Origin of the sequence: Methylobacterium komagatae, assembly GCF_042661665.1 — a bacterium.
Taxonomy (GTDB): Bacteria; Pseudomonadota; Alphaproteobacteria; order Rhizobiales; family Beijerinckiaceae; genus Methylobacterium; species Methylobacterium komagatae.
This window is the reverse complement of the sequence record NZ_JBHSWN010000001.1, coordinates 4,280,330-4,300,761: the sequence shown is the minus strand read 5'-3', so window position 1 is coordinate 4,300,761 and position 20,432 is coordinate 4,280,330. Positions and strand designations below refer to the sequence as shown.

Genomic DNA, 20,432 nt, shown 5'->3' with positions numbered 1-20,432 from the left:
GTGAACGGCCCTGCAGTCTGGCCCCGAGCACGACGAGTCTGTGGACGCTCTCGGGCAAAGTCGAGGCAACGCCTTGCAGCTACGTTTATTTTGCAGCAGGCAGGCGGACACTGTGTCATGATAAGCACAGCGACTTGGAGTTCAACCCCACCCCTCTGGACGGCCCTGCACAAAACCCTAGCGACCAGGAAATTGCCGCCCAACACAGGTCTTATGGGCATCGATAAAAATATACTCGCCGCGGTGCAGCAGCGGATAATCGAAACTTAAGAAAAAACATGGCCCCATTTGTGCGTCGCAGCGGAACCGTCGCGCACAAGGGAGCGTTAGGCGTGGTTGAGATCGCGGCAGGTTCGTTCGACCCGGTCTTTGCGCATCCGGGGCATCTCTCCCGGCCTGGGACCTCCAAGATGCTTCACGTGCACCGTTCCGGACTGACTGCACGGAAGTCCGAATCGAGTGCCTACAGAGCGCTTTCGGCCTCGGTCCCGATGGGGCGGCGCATTCTCTACGCGACGCCGGAGATGGCGGATTTCGTGAAGACAGGCGGCCTCGGCGAGGTCTCGGCCGCCCTCCCCCGGGCGCTGCGGGCCCATTACGATGTCCGCGTCCTCATCCCCGGCTACCCGCAGGTGCGGGCGGCCTTCCCAGACATGCCGGTCGTGGCGCGGCTCGACGGGCTCGCGGGCATTCCCGCCTGCGATCTCGGCCTTGCCGAGACAGCGGACGGCCTGCGCGTCTACGTCCTGATCGCTCCCGAACTCTACGAGCGGAGCGGCACCCCCTACGGCGATTCGTCGGGAGATTTTGCGGATAACGACGTGCGCTTCGCCCGCCTGAGCCTCGCGGCGGCGGATCTGGCGCTCGGTGTCGATTCGGCCTGGTCGGCGGACCTGCTGCATCTGCACGATTGGCAGGCGGCCCTGGCGCCGGCTTATCTCGCATGGCGGGGTGTACGCCTGCCGAGCGTGCTGACCGTGCACAACCTTGCCTATCAGGGCCTCTTCCCGCGCGACGGCATGCACCGCATCGGCGTGCCCGAATCCGCCTTCCAGGTGGATGGCTGCGAATTCTATGGGCAACTGTCCTTCCTCAAGGCGGGCCTCTACTACGCGTCGCAGGTCACGACGGTGAGCGAGACCTATGCTCGCGAGATCCAGACCCCCGAAATGGGCTGCGGCCTCGACGGGTTGCTGCGCGTGCGCGCGAGCCAGGGGCGACTGGCGGGCATCCTCAACGGCATCGATGAATCCTGGGATCCGAGCAGCGATCCCCATCTCGCCCTGTCCTTCGAGGCGGATGACTGGAAGGGCAAGCGCGCCAACGCCGATTGCGTGCGCAAGGATTTCGGCATGGCGGTCTCGCGCGGGCCGCTCTTCGCCATCGTCTCGCGGCTCGTGCACCAGAAGGGCATCGACCTGAGCCTGGAGGCGGCCCAGACCATCGTCGCCGAGGGCGGGCAGCTCGTGGTGATCGGCCAGGGCGAAGGCCGGTTCGAGGGGCGCTGCGCGGCCTCGCCAAGCGGCACCCGGATTCGGTCGGCGTCCATGTCGGGTTCGACGAGGGGCAGGCACGGCGCATCTTCGCGGGCAGCGACTTCCTGCTGATGCCCTCGCGCTTCGAGCCCTGCGGCCTCGCGCAGATGTACGCCCAGCGTTACGGCTCGCTGCCGATCGTCCGCCAGACCGGCGGCCTCGCCGACACGGTGGAGGATGGGGGGACCGGCTTCTCCTTCGCGGAGCCCTCGCCCACCGGCCTCACGGGCGCGGTTCGCCGGGCGCTGGACGTGTTCGGGCAGAAGAAGCGGCTGAATGCCATGCGCCGTAAGGCCATGGGCACGCGCTTCGGCTGGGATCTTGCGGCCGAGAGCTACGCGGACCTCTATGCCCGCGCGATCGGCAACAACGTCGCCCTGCGCTGGAACGCGGTCTAAGGAAGCCAACCCCTTCCGTCATCGCGAGTACAGCGAAGCGATCCAGGGACGCGGGCCATTTCAGGAGGCGGCGCATCCCTGGATTGCTTCGCCTTGCTCGCAATGACGATCGGGGACGCGAGCAAGGCGGGCGGTAAGCGTCCTTACCCCTCCCGGAGGAGAATCACCGTCGCAAGCGGCGGGATCGTCAGGCTGAGGGAATGCTGCTGGCCGTGGCTCGCTTGAGCCTCGGCATCGCGACCGCCGCCATTGCCGACATTCGAGCCGCCATATTGCGCGGCGTCGGAGTTGAACGCCTCCCGGTAGAAGCCGCCCGCCGGCACGCCGATGCGGTAGCCCTCACGCGGGACCGGCGTGAAGTTCGACACGACGACGGCGATCTCGCCGCCCATGCCCTTGCGTGCCCAGGCGATGACGCTGTTGTCGGAATCATCGGCCACGAGCCACTGGAAGCCCGCCGCCTCGGCGTCGCGGCTGTGGAGGGCGGGTGAGGAGACGTAGAGCCGGTTGAGGTCGCGGACCACATCCTTGACGCCCCGGTGCAGGGGATCGTCGAGCAGATGCCAGTCGAGGCTGGCATCGTGGTTCCACTCGCGCTCCTGGCCGAACTCGCCGCCCATGAACAGCAGCTTCTTGCCGGGATGCCCCCACATGAAGCCGAAATAGGCGCGCAGGTTGGCGAATTTCTGCCAGCGGTCGCCCGGCATCCGTGTCAGCAGCGAGCCCTTCCCATGCACCACCTCGTCGTGGGACAGGGGCAGGATGAAGTTTTCGGAGAAGGCGTAGAGCAGCCCGAAGGTCAGGTTGTGGTGATGGTAGCGGCGATGGATCGGGTCTTCCTGCATGTAATGCAGGGTGTCGTGCATCCAGCCCATGTTCCATTTGAAGCCGAAGCCGAGGCCGCCCGTATAGGTCGGGTGCGAGACGCCGGGCCACGAGGTCGATTCCTCGGCCACCGTGATCGTGCCGGGGGCGTGGCTGTAGGTTGCCTCGTTCGTCTTGCGCAGGAAGTCGATGGCGTCGAGGTTCTCGTTCCCGCCGTAGCGGTTCGGGATCCACTCGCCCGCCCGGCGCGAATAGTCGAGGTAGAGCATCGACGCGACGGCATCCACGCGCAGTCCGTCGAGGTGGTAATGCTCCAGCCAGAACCGGGCGTTGGCGGTGAGGAAGCTCGCGACCTCGGTCCGCCCGAAATTGTAGATGTAGGTGCCCCAATCCTGGTGGAAGCCCTGGCGCGGGTCGGCATGCTCGTAGAGATGCGTGCCGTCGAACTGGCCGAGGCCGTGGGCGTCCAGCGGGAAGTGGCCCGGCACCCAGTCCAGCATCACGCCGATGCCCGCCTCGTGGGCGGTATCGACGAAGGCCGCGAACTCTTCCGGCGTGCCGAAGCGGCTGGTCGGGGCGAACAGCGAGACCGGCTGGTAGCCCCATGACCCATCGAACGGGAACTCGGTGATCGGCAGCATCTCGATATGGGTGAAGCCCATATCCTTGACGTAGGGGATCAACCGCTCGCCCAATTCCTTGTAGGTCAGGTAGCGGTTGCCCTCCTCCGGCACCCGCATCCACGAGCCGAGATGGACCTCGTAGACCGAGATCGCGGCGTGGCGCGGATCCTTGGCGCCGCGGCTGCCCATCCAGCCGTCATCGCGCCAATCGAACGAGCCGAGCCCGTGCAGGATCGAGCCCGTGGCGGGCGGATGCTCGGCAGCGAAGGCGACCGGGTCGGCCTTGAGCGGCACGAGGGAGCCGTCCGGCCCCCTGATCTCGAACTTGTAGCGCCCGCCGGGCTCGAGGCCGGGGACGAAGAGTTCCCAGACCCCTCCATCCTGCCACAGGCGCATCGGGTGGCGGCGGCCGTCCCATTCGTTGAAGTCGCCGACGACGCTGACCTTCTTGGCGTTCGGGGCCCAGACGGCGAAGCGGAACCCGTCGATCCCGTCGAGGCGCCCGGCCTGGGCACCGAGGATGCGGTAGACGAGGTTGGTGCCGACCTCGCGCAGGCCCGCCACGTCGTATTGCTCGATGGACGAGCCGAAGCCGTAGGGGTCGAAGCGGCGGCGGGTCGAGCCGTCCCACGGCTCGGTCTCGATCTCGTAGAGCGGCCGTCCCTCGCCCTCGACGCGGGCGACGAAGAAGCCGTCGGCGTGCCGCTTCTCGAAGGGCACCGTCCGCCCGTCGAGGATCAGGTTCGCGGCCCGGGCCTCCGGCAGCACGGCGCGCACCTCCCAGGTGTTCGCGCCGACCTTGTGCGGCCCCAGCACGGAGAAGGGATCGCCGTGGCTCGCGCCCATGATCGCGGCGATCGCATCCTGATGGACCGTGGGAATCGTCGGGGACGCGGCGCGCTGGGTCTCCGCGACGGAGCCTGCGGCTCCCTCCTCGGCCCGGGGCGCGAAGGTCTCGTCGATTACCGTCATTCGGAACGCTCTCCGTCCTCATCCAGAATGGACAGAACCCCACGTGCGGGAATTTCGATCCAGTCGGGGCGGTTGTTGGCCTCGTAGTCCACCTCGTAGAGCGCCTTGGTCAGCAGACAGAGCTTCAGCAGGCGCTCGCGGGTCTCGGTGTCGGTCACGGCGGCCCGGGAGCCGTCGACGGCGCCCTGGTAGCCGGCGAGGAACGCCGCATCGATCATGCCACGCCACGCCGAGGCCGCCGCCCGTGCCCGGTCCTGCGAATCCGCGAAGCGGCTCGCGATCTCGCGGATCACCGTTTCGGCGCCATAGGCGAAGGAGCGCATCATCCCGGCGACGTCGCGCAGCGGCATCGACTTGGCGCGGCGCTCGTCCGCCGGCCGGGAGGGCTCGCCCTCGAAGTCGACGATGATCAGGTCGCTCTCGGCGACCAGCACCTGCCCGAGATGGTAGTCGCCATGGATGCGGATCTTGTGCGCGCCCTTCGGCGTCCCCCCGGCCAGACGCTCGATCAGCGCCTCGACCTCGGCCCGGCGGCCCAGCAGATCGGCGCAAGCGTCCTTGCCCGCGTCGAGGCCGCGCTCGGCGAGACCCTTCAGGCCCCGGAAGGCGCGCTCGGCCTGATGGCGGGCATCCTTCGCGAGCACCGCGAGGTCGCCCTCCTCGAAGGCTTCGGCCGCGAAGGCCGGGTCGTCGGTCTCCATGGCGAAGGCGACATGCATCTGCGCCGTGCGCTGGCCGAGCAGGTCGGCCCAGCGCATGTGGTCGCGGAACGCCTCCTCGGGGCTCAGGGCCTCGCTCTCGGGGGCGAGCACCACGGTCTCGAAGTCGCGGCGCAGGCCCTCCAGCATCAGGGTCCAGGCATCGCCCTGATTGAGGACGAACTTCTGCAGGACCGCCAGCGCCGTGCGGGTGCCGTCCTCCGCGACATGCTCCAGCGTGCCGAGCAGCGCGGGGGTATGCGGGAAGCCCGCCGTCTCGGTGAGGAAGCGCCCGACCTCGATCTCCGGGTGGGTGCCCGGCTGGAGGCGGCGCAGGAGCTTCAGCATCAGCTTCGAGCCCACCGCGATCGAGGTGTTGCTCTGCTCGGCCTTCAGGCGGCGGATATCGGCCACGTCCACCGTGACGCTCGGGTCGAAGGCCGAGGTGGTGGCGAAGACGAGCTTGCCGCCCTCGGTCGGGATCTCCCGGTGCTGGCGCATGTCCTCGATGAGGCAGGCGGCGAAGTCGTTAGAGCCCGCCGCCCCGAAGAGCAGGCCGGTGCGCGGGCCCCGGCGCACCCGCGCCACGGCGAATTCCATCAGGTCCGCGTCCTCGCGGCCCTCATCGACGCCGACCGGCACGAAGTACTGGTGGGTCTCGCCGTTGGCGAGGGTCACCGCGAGACGCGGCAGCAGGAAGCGCGGCTCGCCGCCCTCGCGGGGGCCGAAAGCGGCGCAATCCACCACCTTCACACCCTTGATCCGCGAGCCCTTGGCGCCGAACCAGCGGCGGCTCATCAGGAAGGGCGGCACCACGGTGCGCTCGAAGGCGACGCGCTCGCGCCCCGCCATCAGGCTCTCGATGCCCCCGGTGAGGACCATCGTGAACAGTTCCGGCGGCTCCTGCTGCGGGCCGACCACGCCCGACTGGGCGGCCGACAGGGAGAACCAGTAGAAGCCGTAGGCCGGCAGCGTCAGCAGATAGGGCAGATCGCCGATCGGCGGGAACTCGGTGCCGCCGGTCAATTCGATCGGCACCGCCGTGCGGAACTCAGACAGGTCGAGCTGCACCGCCTGCGGCGCTCGCGACAGGTTCGCCACGCACAGGATGCGCTCGCTCTCGTGCTCGCGGATCCAGGCCAGGACCTTGCGGTTCGACGGGTACAGGAACTGGATCGAGCCCCGCCCCAGGGCGACGCTGTTGTTGCGGATGGCGATCATCCGCCGGGTCCAGTTCAGCAGGCTGGTCTGGGCCTGCGTCTGCGCCTCGACGTTGATCGCGTCGAAGCCGTAGATCGGGTCCTGGATCGCGGGCAGGAACAGTTTCTGCGGGTTGGCGCGGGAGAAGCCGCCGTTTCGGTCCGGGCTCCACTGCATCGGCGTGCGCACGCCGTCGCGGTCGCCGAGATAGATGTTGTCGCCCATCCCGATCTCGTCGCCATAGTAGAGCACCGGCGTGCCGGGCATCGACAGGACGAGGGACTTCATCAATTCGATCTTGCGCCGGTCGTTCTCCAGAAGCGGCGCGAGGCGGCGGCGGATGCCGAGATTGATCCGGGCGCGGCGCTCGGCGGCGTAGAACGACCAGAGGTAATCACGCTCCTCGGCCGTCACCATTTCAAGCGTCAGCTCGTCGTGGTTGCGCAGGAAGATGGCCCATTGGCAGCCCTCCGGGATCTCCGGGGTCTGGCGCATGATGTCGGTGATCGGGTGCCGGTCCTCGCGGGCGATCGCCATGTACATGCGCGGCATCAGCGGGAAGTGGAACGCCATGTGGCATTCGTCGCCGTCGCCGAAATACTGCGCGGTCTCCTCCGGCCACTGGTTGGCCTCGGCCAGCAGCATCCGGTCGGGATAGCTCTCATCGAGGGCCGCCCGGATTTTTTTGATGACGTCATGCGTTTCGGACAGGTTCTCGCAATTCGTCCCGTCGCGCTCGATCAGGTACGGGATTGCGTCGAGGCGCAGGCCGTCGACGCCCATGTCGAGCCAGTAGCGCATGGTCGCGATGACCGCTTCCAGCACCTTCGGGTTGTCGAAGTTCAGGTCAGGCTGGTGGCTGTAGAAGCGGTGCCAGAAATACTGCTTGGCGACCGGATCCCAGGTCCAGTTCGAGGCCTCGGTGTCGAGGAAGATGATGCGCGTGTCCTTGTACGGCTCGTCGGTGTCCGACCAGACGTAGAACTCGCGCTCGGGCGAGCCGGGGGGCGCCTCGCGGGCGGCCTGGAACCAGGGATGCTGGTCCGAGGTGTGGTTGATGACGAGCTCGGTGATGACGCGCAAGCCGCGCTCGTGCGCCGCCTCCACGAAGGCGCGGAACTGCTCCATCGTCCCGTAGGAGGGGTTGATGCCCTCGTAATCGGCGATGTCGTAGCCGTCGTCCCGGAGCGGCGAGGGGTAAAACGGCATCAGCCAGATCGCCGTGACCCCGAGGTCGCGGACGTAATCCAGCCGCTGGGTCAGCCCCTCGAAATCGCCGATCCCGTCATTGTTCGAGTCGAAGAACGACTTGACGTGGATCTGGTAGATGATGGCGTCCCGGTACCATTGCGGATCGCTGCGATCGATCATCGCGTCGCTGCCTCATCGAGAAAGTCGAAGGAGCCGGTCGAGAACGCGACCGGCGGCCGGGCGGCCGTCATTGGACAGCCGCAGGTGCCACGGGCAGCCTCAGCCCGCAACCCGGCGTGGTGGAGTGAGACGCCAGATGACGCAGGAGCGTTCCGCCGGATCGAGCGCGATCCGGTGTCCCTTGCCCCGGAGCGAGAACGTGTAACCCTGCAACAGGTCCTCGACCTCGACCGCGCCGTCATCGGGCAGGCCGAACAGCCAGAGGGGCACCTCGTAGCTGCATTCCTGACGATTCTTGGGATCGAGGTTGACCATCACGAACACGCAATTGTCCCCCTCCGGCGACGTCTTGGCGTAGGCGATGATGTTCTCGTTCCAAGCCGGCGTGAAGGTGACGTTGCGGAAGTCCCAAAGGGCCGGGTTGTTCCGCCGGATATGGTTGAGCTTGACGATGTGCTCGCGGATGTTGCCCGGCCGGTCGTAGTCCCAGGCCTTCGAGCCCATACTTTTCGGAGTTGAGGTATTCCTCCTTGCCGGGATACGGCGCGGCCTCGCACAGTTCGAAACCGTTATAGATCCCATAGACCGAGGAGAGGGTGGCAGCGAGCGTCGCCCGCACCACGAACCCGGCCCGCCCGCTGGTCTGCAGGTAGTACGGATTAATATCGGGCGTATTCGCGAAAAAGTTCGGGCGGTAATACTCGCCCATCTCGCCGGCCAGTTCGGTGCTGTACTCGATCAGCTCCGCCTTGGTGTTGCGCCACGTGAAGTACGTGTAGCTCTGCTGATAGCCCGCCTTGGCGAGTTTCTTCATCATCTTCGGCCGGGTGAAGGCCTCCGCGAGGAAGATCGCGTCCGGGAACTGGCCGTTCACTTCGCCGATCACCCATTCCCAGAACGGGATCGGCTTGGTGTGCGGGTTGTCGACGCGGAAGATGCGCACGCCCCGCTGGCACCAGCCCAGCAGGATGTCGCGCAGCTCGATCCAGAGGGAGGGCAGGGCCCCGCCGTAGAAATGGACGTTCGAGATGTCCTCGTACTTCTTCGGCGGATTCTCGGCGAATTTCAGCGTCCCGTCCGGGCGCCACTCGAACCATTCCGGGTGGTTCTTGATCCAAGGATGGTCCGGCGAGCACTGGATCGCGAAATCGAGCGCGATCTCCATGCCGTAGGCGTGGCTGGCCGCCACCAGCCGCTCGAAATCCTCGAGCGTGCCGAGGTCCGGGTGGACGGCCTCGTGGCCGCCCTCCTCCGCGCCGACCGCGTAGACCGAGCCGACATCGCCGGGCAGAGCTTTCAGCGTGTTGTTCTTGCCCTTGCGGTTGGTGCGTCCGACCGGGTGGATCGGCGTGAAGTAGAGCACGTCGAAGCCGAGTTCGCGGATCTCCGGCAGGCGCGCGATCACGTCGTTGAACGTGCCGTGGCGGTTCACGTCCATGGATTGCGAGCGCGGGAAGATCTCGTACCAAGCCGAGTACCGGGCCGCGAGGCGGTCGGCGATGACGGGAAGCATCACCGGATAGCGCGAGCGGTTCACACGTTCGGCATGGGGCCTCACCAGGGCGACGGTATCCGGTTGCAGGATCTTTTCGAGCTGTGCGGCCGACCCACTCTGTTCGGCGGCGAGCGCCGCGACCAGGGCCGCCAAGCGGTCCTTGTCCCGGCCGGTGGCCAGCGACGCGGCGGTGCCCACGAGGGTGACACCTTCGATGGTCTCCAGGCGCACGTCGACGCCCGCATCGCGCTTCTTGATCGTGTCGCGCATCCACGAGGCGAAGGGATCGCGCCACGCCTCGATGGTGAACTCGTAGCGGGCATTGCGCTCCAGGGGGAAGCGGCCCGCCCAGCGGTCGTTGTCCACGAAGACCATCGGGTCCTCGCGCCATTCCGTCGTTCCGACGACGCGCGAGAGGATCGCGGCGGCGATGATCTCGTGTCCGTCCGAGAAGATGTCGGCCTCGACCCGCACGTCCTCGCCGACGATGCGCTTCACGGCCGAGCGGCCCCCGTCGAGTTCCGGGCTCACCGCCTCGATGACGACCCGACCTTCGCCCTTCGGCTCACCCCGGGTGGGCTGGCGGGCGACATTCGCCCGGCTCGCGGCAAGGATGCGCAACTCACCCGGCACCAGGGTGACGTGGCTTCCGGCGTGGAAGGCGATGGGCTCCACCTCGGGCGTGCGGTCCACGAAGGGACCGAGCATTCCGCCCGTGCGGGCGATCAGCGGCCCGGCCTCGACCGCGACCGGCGCCCCGCTCGGGTTGTAAAGCACCAGCACTGCGTGCCCGGCGGAGGCATGGTGACCGGTGTCGTAGCGGACGAGGGCGATGAAGCCCGCATCCGGCGCGGACAGGCGCTGCTGCGCGCCCTCGACATTGGCGGCGGGCAACTCGGCCTTGAGGGCGTTGATCGCGCGGATCGAGGCCGAGATGTCGATACCGGTGTCGCTCTCGCGGTCGCCCGGATGGGTCTCGACCACATGGAGCGCCCGGCGGTAGCCCCATTCATAGCCGATGGGCATCAGCACGCCCGCCGAGAAGAAGGACGCGAGCGCGTAGCGGGTGCGCAGATGCGCGGCGACCGCCTCCTGTCCCCCGCCGATCTCGGCGGCGAGGCGCTTCATATCGTGGTTCTCGGGGAAGGCGATGGAGGGGGCGAGCACCCGCAGGCGCTCGTACTGATCGAGCGCCCAGGGGGCCTTGAGGTCCCACCACGCGAAGGAGTTGAACAGGTAGTCGAAGCCGGCGCCTGCCGTGGCGCGGGCCTCCTCGAAGGTGCAGCCGAGGGTCTCGGCGGCGAAGAGACAGGCCGGGTCCTTCTCCTTGGCGGCGGCGATCAGCACGCGCCACACCTCGGGCGGCACCTTGTAGGCGGCATCGCAGCGGAAGCCGCCGACGCCGAGATCCTGCATCCGCGCGACATAGGCGGTGAAGATTTCCGTCAGCGCCTGCCGGGCGGCGGGGCTGTGATAGTCGAGTTCGGCGAGGTCGCCCCAGACCGTGCGGATCGACGGGTCGTCCGGGTCTACGGCGGCGGGGTGCATGATCGAGCCGTCGGGCTCGCGCATGAACAGGTCGGGGCGCTCCTGCACGAGGCGGGCATTGTCGGCGGTGTGGTTGATGACCAGGTCGGTCATCACCGCGATGCCCGCGGCGCGGGCGGCGGCGCAGAAGCGGCGGATCTGCTCGTCGTCGGGGGTGCCGTCCTCGTCGCGCAGGCGTTCGTCCAGGCGGTCGGTGTCGGCCACCGCATAGAGGCTGCGCGAGCCGCCGGTCTGGTGGAACGGGTTCAGGTAGATCCAGTCGAAGCCGAGATCGGCGATGCGCGGCAATTCCCGCGTCCAGTCGGACACGCGCCCCACGAGGAGGGGGAACAGGTTGTAGATCCGCGGCCCCTCGGCCCGGGGCGCGAGGGTGGCCGGCAGCGCGCCAGGGGTTCCGGTCGCCTGCGTCGGCGATGCGGCCTTGGTCGGTGCGTTCATACGGATCGTGTCTCCTGCCTGCTCGCTAACGCCTCAACTCGGCTGCCGTGCCGCGTTCGACGCGTACCCTGCTCTATCCCGCGACCCGTGACGGTGGTGGGTCAGTCTCTGCGCCTACCGCGGTTGCCCCCTCTCCCCGCAAGCGGGGAGAGGGCCGAGCCCCCTTGCCGGGGGCGAGGCGAGCCCGAAGGGCGATGGTGAGGGGGTAAGCCGGACATGGCTCCATCGTGGAGCCCCCTCACCTTCGGCTGCCGCCTCGTTTTGCCGACGACAAGGTCGGCAAAACCCTCTCCCCGCAAGCGGGGCGAGGGGGATGCTCACCCCGCCCGCCGCAACACCGCGTAGGGCAGGTCGCGGAACAATGTACCGCCATCGGCGCCCTCCCCGTCGATCTCCCTCCCGGTCACGATGTCCCGCCAGCGTGTTCCCGCCCCGAGGGCGAGGGTCGTGCCGGCGAAGGCCTTGCCGGACCACGTCCCCTCCCCGGTCAGCCCAGAGAACAGGCGCGGCACGGCGACGATGAGATCGCCTGCCCCGGCCGGATCGAGATCGGTGCGGCGGAAGGCGAGGATGTGCTCCGCCCGCTCGCCCGCGGCCTCCACCGCCTCGTAGCCGGCGCGGGCGAAGAATTCCGGCCGGGCGGCTCGTTCGGAGAGCATCCGGTGGAGCGTCGCCTGCTTCACCCGGCCGTCCATCCAATGGGCGAGGAGCGGCGCGACCTCTCCCTCCCCGTCGATCATCCGCGTCAAGGCGCCGTAATCGACCGGTCTCCGATTGTCAGGGTCGACAAAGGAGAAGTCCCAGATTTCCGTGCCCTGGTAGGTGTCGGGCAGGCCCGGCAGGGTCGATTTCAGCACCGTGCGGCCGAGGCCGGACAGCATGCCGAGATGGGCGAGGCGCTGCGCGAAGGGGCGCAGCTCCTGCAGGAAGGCCGAGCCCGGCGCGATGATCGCCTCGAACAGCTTGCGGACGGTGCCCTCGTAGGTCTCGTCCACGTTGACCCGCTCGACCGGCGCTTGCCCTCGCGCATCGCCTTCTCGGCATAGGCGTTGAGGCGCTCGCGGAAGGCGGTGACGGCCCCCGCTTCCTCGCCGTCGAGGAGTTCCAGGGGCCACGCCCCGAGGATGGCCTGGAAGAACATCCATTGGTCGTTGGCGTCGGGCGCGGGCTCGCCGTCGATGCGGGAGAGATGGGGGCTAGCGGTCTTCTGCCAGAGGTCCCAGGCCCCGGCCCAGCTCTCGGGCATCTCGGAAAGGGCCAGAAGCCGCGAGCGGGCATCCTCGCCGCGCTTGGTATCGTGGGTCGCGGTGGCGATCATGGCGTTCGGCCAGTCGCGGGCACGGGCGGCCTGCAGATCGTGGAAATGCTCCACGTCGATGCCGTACTCGCCCGGATCGCCGCCGACCTCGTTGAGGCCGAGCAGCGCCGCGTAGCGGTAGAACAGCGTGTCCTCCAAGCTCTTGGCCATGACCGGGCCGGTCAATTGCTGGAACCGGCGGCGGAAGCGCAGCACCACATGCGGATCGGGCCGTCCGGGGCCGGAGGTCTCGACCCGGCCGAGCAGCACGTCGCGGGCGAAATCGTGGACCGAGCGGTCGGGCAGGCTCGACCAGCGCTTGGCCTTGGCCACCGCGCCCTCGATGAGCCGCACGTCCTCCGGCTCGATCTCGCCCTCCTCCAGGTCGGCGGGCAGATAGCTGCGGTAGGTGGGAAAGCGGGCGATCACCTCGATCAGCGCCCGGCGCAGGGCATTGACGGTGAAGTCGCGGGTGCGCCGGTCGGCGTCGGCGACTTCCTTCAGATCGCTCGTCAGCACTTCGAGTTCGCTGGCGAAGCTGATCTCGAGGATCTCGGCCTTGGCGGCGCGCAGTTGTGCGCCGTAGCGCTCGTCCATGCCGCTGGCCCATTCGTAGAGGCGGCGGACCTTGGCCTGCTTGCCCTTGTCGACCAGTACGCCGTCGAGCTGGTTCAGCACGTCGTAGCCGGTGGTGCCCGCGACCGGCCAGGGCCGTAGCCGCTCGCCGGGTTCGAGGATCTTTTCGACCACCACGTAGAAGCCAGGTCCCACCGCCGCCTGCAAGGCACGGGCATAGCCCGCCGGGTCGGCCAGGCCGTCGATATGGTCGATGCGCAGCCCGTCGATCCGGCCCTCGCGGATGTGGCGGAACACGGTCTCGTGCGAGCGGTGGAAGATGTCGGACTTCTCGACCCGCAGGCCCGCCAGCGAGTTCACATCGAAGAACCGGCGGTAGTTGATGTCGCTCGACGCCACACGCCAATGGGCGAGGCGGTAGGCCTGCGCCTCGAGCAGCCGGTGCAGGGTACCGAAGCTGTCCGGTCGGCCCTTGAAGCCGTTGAGCAGCGCCAGGGTCCGCTCGGTCGCCTGCTGGATCGAGGGCGACATGGCGTAGACGGCCGCAAGGCGCCGCTTCAGATCCTCCGCCTCCTCGGGGAAGCCCCGGCGGCGGGTCTCGTCGGTGTCCAGCGACATGGCCCGCAGGCGCTCGGAGATGGCGAGCAGTTCCGCGGTTGTGTCGTCGTCCACGGCGCCGATGGCGGCGAGAACCCGGCTCAGGATCGTCGGGTAGCTGAAGGGCCGCACCGGAAACTGGTGCTCGTAATGCCAGACGCTGAAGGCGCCTTTCTCGGGGTCGAATTTCAGTTCGAGGTGGCCGTTCTCCAGCGCCTCGCCATAGCGCTCACCCAGGAACGGAATGACGAGGTTGCGGCCCGCACCGAGGCGCTGCCAATCGATGTCGAAGGCGTGGGCGAAGGGCGAGAGAGCCCCCCATTCCAGCACCGAGAGCCACCACGGATTGTCCGACCCGCCGACGCCCATGTGGTTGGGCACGATATCGAGGAGGAGCTTCAGCCCATGGCTGTGCAGGGTGTCGGCGAGGCGGATGAAATCCTCTTCCCCGCCGAGTTCCGGGTTGATCTGCCCGTGGTCCACGATGTCGTAGCCATGGGTCGAGCCGGGCCGCGCCTTCTGCAGGGGTGAGGCGTAGACGTGGCTGATGCCGAGTTTGGCGAGATACGGGATGATCCGCTCAGCGTCGGCGAAGGTGAAGTCCTTGTGGAATTGCAGCCGGTAGGTCGCCCGCGGCGGCGGCGCGGCAAGGCGGGAGGCGCTGCGCGCGCCCCGGTCCTCGGCGGAGAGGGCGGCGGCGAGCTTGGCGAGCGGCCCGCCGGGGGCGGCGATCTCGGACAGGTCGCGGTCGAGTTTCCGCCGCCAGTTCGGATAGCCCTCCGTCGAGCCCGGCACGTTGGCCTGCGCCAACTCGGACACCACGTCCTCGTATTGCACGGCCGTCAGGATCGACGGCGCGCGGGCAAGGTAGCGCGCGGCGCCCTCGAAAGGCGCGGCCTCCGGCGGCTCGGATTCGGGCAGCAACTGCTCCCCGGCCAGGGCTTCCGCGAGGCGGCGGCGCTCCACGACGCGCTCGCCGCGCTCGGCCTCGGCCCGTTCCTGATCGTAGAGGCCGAGCGACTGGCGGGTGTCGGTATCGACGCCGCGCCACCAGCCGACGAAAGTCGGCAGGTCGTGCGTGGTGATGGCGGTGAGCGCGTCGCGCGGGTAGGCGCCCGGCGCCTTGAACCGGCCGTCGCCCTCGCGCTCGAAGGCGAGGATGCGGTAGCTCAGCACCCCGGCCTTCATCAGCGCGTCGGAGAAGCCCTCCGGCGCGGTGCCGAGGTCTTCGGCAATGACGAGGCACTTGTTGCGGTGGCTTTCCAGCCGCAGCACCGCGAGCATGGGCTCGAAGGGCATGGCGACATAGGCGCCCGCATGCGCCCCCTCCCCCAGCGGGATCAGGAACAGCCGGGCGAGCTGGAAGGCATGGTCGATGCGGATCGCGCCCGCATGGCGCATGTTCGCCTGGACGAGAGCGCGGAAGGCGGCGAGGCCATCACGCTCCATTTCAAGCGGGTCGAAGGCGGGCAGACCCCAGTTCTGCCCCTTGGGGGCGAGCAGGTCCGGCGGCGCGCCGATGGACACCCGGTCGGCGAACCGCTCGGGATGGGACCAGATCTCGGACCCGCCCCGGTCGGCGCCGACCGCGAGGTCGCGATACAGGCCGAGCCGCATGCCCGCATCCTGCGCGCCCTGCGAGGCGGCCGCGAGTTGCGTATCCGCGAGATATTGCAGCCACGCGAAATAGCCGACCTCCTCCGCGTGGTCGGCCGCGAAGGCACGCACGGCCTCGGTCCCGGCGCGGCGGTACTCCTCCGGCCAGTCTCCCAGCCAATGGGCACCCTGGGCCTTGAAGTGGGCGGACAGAGCCTCGAAGATCGCGTGCGAGGCCAAGTCCTCACCGCCCTCGATACGGAAGCGGTCGAAGGCCTCGTCGGTGCCGGACTTGGCCGGGGATTCCGCCCAGAGCGCCCGCAGAACCGGGTCGAGCACGGCAGCGACGCCGGCATGATCGACGAGCGCCGCCTCCCGCAAGGACGCGATGGCAGGAGCCGCCTCCGCGAGCAGGGTTTCGGCGCGGGAGCCCTTGAGGCCCGGCAGGTCGCGCGGCGCGATGAACAGGGTTTCGAGGAAGAGCCGCGAGGACGGCGAGTAGGGCGAGATCTTGGTCCGGTCGGAGCCGAACAGGGCGTGGACCGGGCTCAGGCCCAGGAAGGCCGCCCCGCGCAGGGCCGCCTCTCGGGCCGCCTCGCCCGCATCCGCATAGGTGCCGATGCCGATATTGCCGGAGGAGCGCAGGCCGTAGAGCTGCGCGGCGAGTCCCCAATCGGAGGCCCCCTCCTCCCCATAGGCACGGGGACGCCAGCAGCGTTGCGGCGCGGAGATGACGAAGGATTCGGCGCGCGTGTCGCCGACCGCCACCGTCAGGCGGTGATAGCCCGGCGTCAGCGGCGGCAGGTCGAAGGCCGGATCGGAGGCGGAGATCGCGGCGCGCCCTTCGCGGGCGGCCCCGCGCTCATCGACGAGCCGCCAGACCAGCGTGCTCGCGCCGCCGGGAAGGCGCAGGGGGATGCGGGTGGCGCGGCGCGCCTCGATCGGCAGGAGCGGCGGAACGAGGTTGCGGCGGAGCGCCTGCACCGTCGCGAGGCTCTCGGCCAGTTCCGTGTCGTCGCCCACGGGAAAACCCAGAGCGGCCAGAAGGCCGACGCGGGCATCGAGGGAGGTCTCGACGGGCTTGCCGAAGGCGTCCGTGTAGCCCGCCGCGACGCCGACGAGGTCGGCGAGGTCTTCCCTCAGGCTCACGAGCGGGACTCCGTCAGAAACAGGCCGGTCCAGGCCGGCAGGGTATGGCCCGTGCCATCGGGCGCGTTGGTCCACACGAGACGCCCAGTGCCGGGCTCGACCGTCTGCTCGCCCTCCCCGACATTGGCGACGAAGCGAAGGTCGCCCGCCTCGAAGCTCCACGTGCAATCGACCACGCCGGGGCTCGGCAGATGCGCCCGCGCCCCGCGATAGCCGGACTTCGCCAGCGGTACGACCACGTCCCGGCGAAGGGCGAGGAGGTGCGTCGTGTCGGCCAGCACCTCCTTGTGAGGCGAGCGGTCCCGCTCCGACCAGTCGAGCTTCGAGCGAAGGAAGGTCTCCTCCTCCGTCGGGTCGGGGATCTTGGACGTGTCGTCCGCGAAGGCGGCGAAGCTCTTGAACTCCCTGCGGCGGCCCTCGCGGACAGCCTTGTTCAGCTCCTCGTCCGGCGCAAAGTCGACGAAGAACAGGAACGGGGCCGAGGCCGACCATTCCTCGCCCATCCAGAGCATCGGGATCTGCGGCGCCAGGAGGAAGCCCGCGCGGGCAAGCGCCAGCTTGTCCGGGTCGGCGAGGTGGTTCAGCCGCTCGCCGAGCGCCCGGTTGCCGACCTGATCGTGGTTCTGCAGGAAGGTGACGAAGGCGCTGGGGGGCAGGTGGCTGGAGGGCTCGCCGCGCGGGTGGTTGTCCAGCGTCTTGAAGGGCTCGCCCTGATAGGCAAACCCCTCCGAGAGGCAGCGGGCCAGACGCTCGACCGGTTTGTCGGCGAAGCTTTCATAATAGCCGGCTTCCTCGCCCGTCAGCAGGACGTGCCAGCAATGGTGGAGATCGTCCGCCCATTGGGCATCGTGCATCCGGGCACGCCCGCCCGCGTCGCGTTCGAGCCAGCGGGCTTGGTTCTTCTCGTTCTCCAGCATCAGGTGGATCTGGCGCTGGGGGAGGAGCTTGCGGACGGTCTCGCCGAGCTCGGCCAGGAAGTGCCGCGGGGAATCGTCGAGGATGGCATGGACCGCGTCGAAGCGCAGGCCGTCGAACCGGAATTCCTCCAGCCAGTACAGAGTGTTCTGCAGGAAGAACTGGCGCACGGTGGCGCCGCTGTCCTTGCCGTCGAAATTGATTCCTGCGCCCCAGGGGGTCTGGTGGCGGTCGGTGAAGAAGGATTCCGCGTAGGCGTGGAGGTAATTCCCGGCCGGTCCGAAGTGGTTGTAGACCACGTCGAGATAGACCATCAGCCCGAGCCCGTGGGCCTTGTCTATCAAGCGCTTGAGATCGTCGGGACGGCCATAGGCCCCGTCCGGCGCGTAGGGCAGCACGCCGTCATAGCCCCAGTTCCGGGTGCCTTTGAAGTCGGCGATAGGCAGGAGTTCGATGGCGGTGACGCCGAGCGCCTTCAGGTCGGGCAGGCGCTTTTCCAGCCCCGCATAGGTGCCTTCCGGCGTCGCCGCGCCGACATGGCACTCGTAGATCACCGCCTCCTCGAAGGGGCGGCCGGTCCAGCCCTCGTCGGACCATTCGAAGGCGCGGGCGTCGATCACCTCCGACAGGCCGGACACGTCCTCGGGCTGAAAGCGCGAGGCGGGGTCGGGCACCACGAGATCGCCGCCGATGCGGAAGCCGTAGCGAGCACCGGGCTTGATGCCCGGCAGGGCGGTGCGCCGCCAACCGCCGCCGGATTCGGGGAGGGGATGCTCGGCCCCGTCGACCACGACGGTGACGGTTTCGGCGCTCGGTGCCCAGAGGGCAAAGCGCACGCCGCCCTCGACGAGTTCGGCCCCGAAATCCATGCTGTGGGCATGCCGCATGTCAGGCCGCCATCCTTTTTTCGTGCGCGCGTCCGGTTCCGCCGACAAGCGGAGCCGCTGCGTGTCATCGGAGAAGGCCCCGGAGTTGATCCGGTTCCCGACCGATGCACGTAGAGCGCCACGGAGCGAAGGGGATGCCGGTGGGTGCATGGCTGCGGCGAGCGTGACACCGCCGTCGCAAGCGGGCGACGTCGGCTAAGCCGCCGCGTCCGGCACCACGAACGCCCCCGAGGCGGTCAGCACCAAGAGCGAGCGCCCGGACAGCGCAACGGTGCCGCCCGCCGGGATGGGCTCGCTCGCGCGCGGTGCGCCCGTGGGCTCCGTCGTGTCGAGGGCGGGCGTCCAAGGACCACCGACGATGGGCGCGAGGTGGAAGGACACCTCCCTCTCCCCGCCATTGAACAGGATCAGCAGCCGGTCGGCCTCGACCCGGTCGTTGCCGATCTGCATGCCGAAGACGCGCAATCCGTCGTCGCCCCAGTGGCGTCCCTCCATCTCCCCACCCTCGGGAGAGAGCCAATGCACGTCGCGCAGGGGCTCCTCGGGATCGATCAGTTCGCCCGTGAAGAAGGCCCGGCGGCGCAGCGCCGGTTGCGCGCGCCGGAAGGCGAGGCAATGGGCGACGAAGGCGGTCAGGTCCGGGTCGGGATCGGACGTCCAGTCCATCCAGCTCGTCGGGTTGTCCTGGGCGTAGGCGTTGTTGTTGCCCCCCTGCGAGCGGGATCGCTCGTCGCCCATCAGCAGCATCGGCACGCCCTGCGCGAGCATGATCGTGGCGAGCATGTTGCGCTTCTGGCGGGCGCGGACCTCCAAGGTCGCCGGTTCATCCGTATCGCCCTCGACGCCGTAATTGCGGCTGACGTTGTGGCCGTGACCGTCGCGGTTCTCCTCGCCGTTGGCGTGGTTGTGCTTCTCCTCGTAGGAGACGACGTCGGCGAGGGTGAAGCCGTCATGGCTCGCGATGAAGTTGATGCTCGCGAGCGGCGAGCGTCCCGAGGCGGCGAAGGTCTCGCGCGAGCCGGTCAGCCCCTGGGTCAACTTGGCGAGTGTGCCCGAATCCCCGCGCCAGAACCCACGGGTGGCGTCACGGAACCGGTCGTTCCACTCGCTCCAGCCGCGCGGGTAGCCGCCGAGCTGGTAGCCGCCCATGCCGATATCCCAGGGCTCGGCCACCATCTTCACGCGCGCCAGCACCGGATCCTGCGCCACGGCCTGGAAGAAGGCGGCGCGAGGGGTGAAGTCCACGGGGGAGCGCCCGAGGCTGGAGGCGAGGTCGAAGCGGAAGCCCGCGATGCCGTAGGCGGTGACCCAATGCCGGAGGGAATCCAGCACCATCTGCATCACGCGCGGATGGCTGACGTCGAGGGTGTTGCCGCAGCCGGTGCAGTCGAGGTCGCGGGACGGGTCGCCCGGCTCGGCCTTGTAGTAGCTGGCATTGTCGATGCCGCGGAAGCTCAAGGTCGGCCCGGTCAGCCCGCCCTCGGCGGTGTGGTTGTAGACCACGTCGAGCCAGGTCTCGATGCCGGCCGCGTTCAATTCGCGGATCGCCGCCTTCAGGCTGCTGACGCCGCTTTCCCCGAGGTAGCGCGGATCGGGCGCGAAGTAGTTGTAGGGTTGGTAGCCCCAGAAATTGACGAGACCCTTGTCCACGAGGAACCGGTCGTCGGCGAAGACCTGGATCGGCAGCAGTTCCAGCGCCGTGACGCCGAGCTTCACGAGGTGCTCGATGATCGCCGGATGGGCCATCGCCGCATAGGTGCCGCGCTCCTGTTCCGGGATGTCGGGATGGGTCCGGGTCAGCGCCTTCACATGCGCCTCGTAGATCACCGTCTCCGAGAGCGGACGCCGCACGGGGGTGAGGGCGAGGTCGGGCACGTCCGGCGCCGTGACGACGCCGCGCGGCATGTAGACGGCGCTGTCGCGGCGATCGATCCGGTCGGCCCGGGTCCCGCTGCGGCGGTGGCTGTAGAGGGCGTCGTGCCAGCGGATGCGGCCCCGGATCTCCCGCGCATAGGGGTCGAGGACGAGCTTCGAGGCGTTGAAGCGGTGGCCCTGGGCGGGGTCCCACGGTCCATGAACCCGGTAGCCATAGAGCCGGCCCGGCAGCAGCCCGCGCAGGTAGCCGTGCCAGACGTCGTCCGTGCGGCAGGGCAGGCGGACGGTACGCGTCTCGTGCCGCTCGCCCGGCTCGAACAGGCAGAGATCGACCGCCGTCGCGTGTTCGGAGAACAGGGCGAAGTTCACCCCGCGGCCGTCGAAATGCGCGCCGAGCGGTGCCGGCACCCCGTCATCGACGGCGATCATGGGCGTGG

At 68.7% G+C, this 20,432-nt stretch carries 4 protein-coding genes and 3 pseudogenes; 1 reads left to right on the top strand and 6 read right to left on the bottom strand.

Annotated elements, in window-relative coordinates; genetic code table 11:
- Positions 1–410: 410 nt before the first annotated feature.
- Positions 411–1,933 (top strand): annotated as a pseudogene (glgA, locus tag ACFQE0_RS21365) (glycogen synthase GlgA).
- 143 nt (positions 1,934–2,076) lie between these two features.
- On the opposite strand, the gene glgB reads toward glgA, so the two are convergent.
- The 6 genes and pseudogenes from glgB to glgX form a co-directional block, all read right to left on the bottom strand.
- On the bottom strand, positions 2,077–4,353 hold the full coding sequence (gene glgB, locus ACFQE0_RS21360; RefSeq protein ID WP_378973209.1) for a 1,4-alpha-glucan branching protein GlgB: 2,277 nt from the start codon (positions 4,351–4,353) through the stop codon (positions 2,077–2,079).
- Positions 4,350–7,622 (bottom strand): maltose alpha-D-glucosyltransferase, encoded by a 3,273-nt coding sequence (treS, locus tag ACFQE0_RS21355; protein ID WP_378973207.1) that lies wholly within the window; start codon positions 7,620–7,622, stop codon positions 4,350–4,352. Before treS ends, glgB begins: the two co-directional genes overlap by 4 nt.
- A gap of 99 nt (positions 7,623–7,721) precedes the next feature.
- Positions 7,722–11,103 (bottom strand): annotated as a pseudogene (locus ACFQE0_RS21350) (maltotransferase domain-containing protein).
- A 317-nt stretch (positions 11,104–11,420) separates the two neighbouring features.
- Positions 11,421–16,318 (bottom strand): annotated as a pseudogene (locus ACFQE0_RS21345) (malto-oligosyltrehalose synthase).
- Positions 16,315–18,120 carry a malto-oligosyltrehalose trehalohydrolase gene (gene treZ / locus ACFQE0_RS21340; RefSeq protein WP_378973205.1) on the bottom strand — a complete coding sequence of 602 codons (1,806 nt, stop codon included), beginning with the start codon at positions 18,118–18,120 and terminating at the stop codon, positions 16,315–16,317. The pseudogene ACFQE0_RS21345 and the gene treZ overlap by 4 nt, the downstream one beginning before the upstream one ends.
- Positions 18,121–18,315: 195 nt before the next feature.
- The gene (gene glgX / locus ACFQE0_RS21335) at positions 18,316–20,424 is read right to left on the bottom strand and encodes a glycogen debranching protein GlgX (protein ID WP_378973203.1); all 2,109 of its coding nucleotides are present in this window, start codon (positions 20,422–20,424) and stop codon (positions 18,316–18,318) included.
- Positions 20,425–20,432 lie beyond the last annotated feature (8 nt).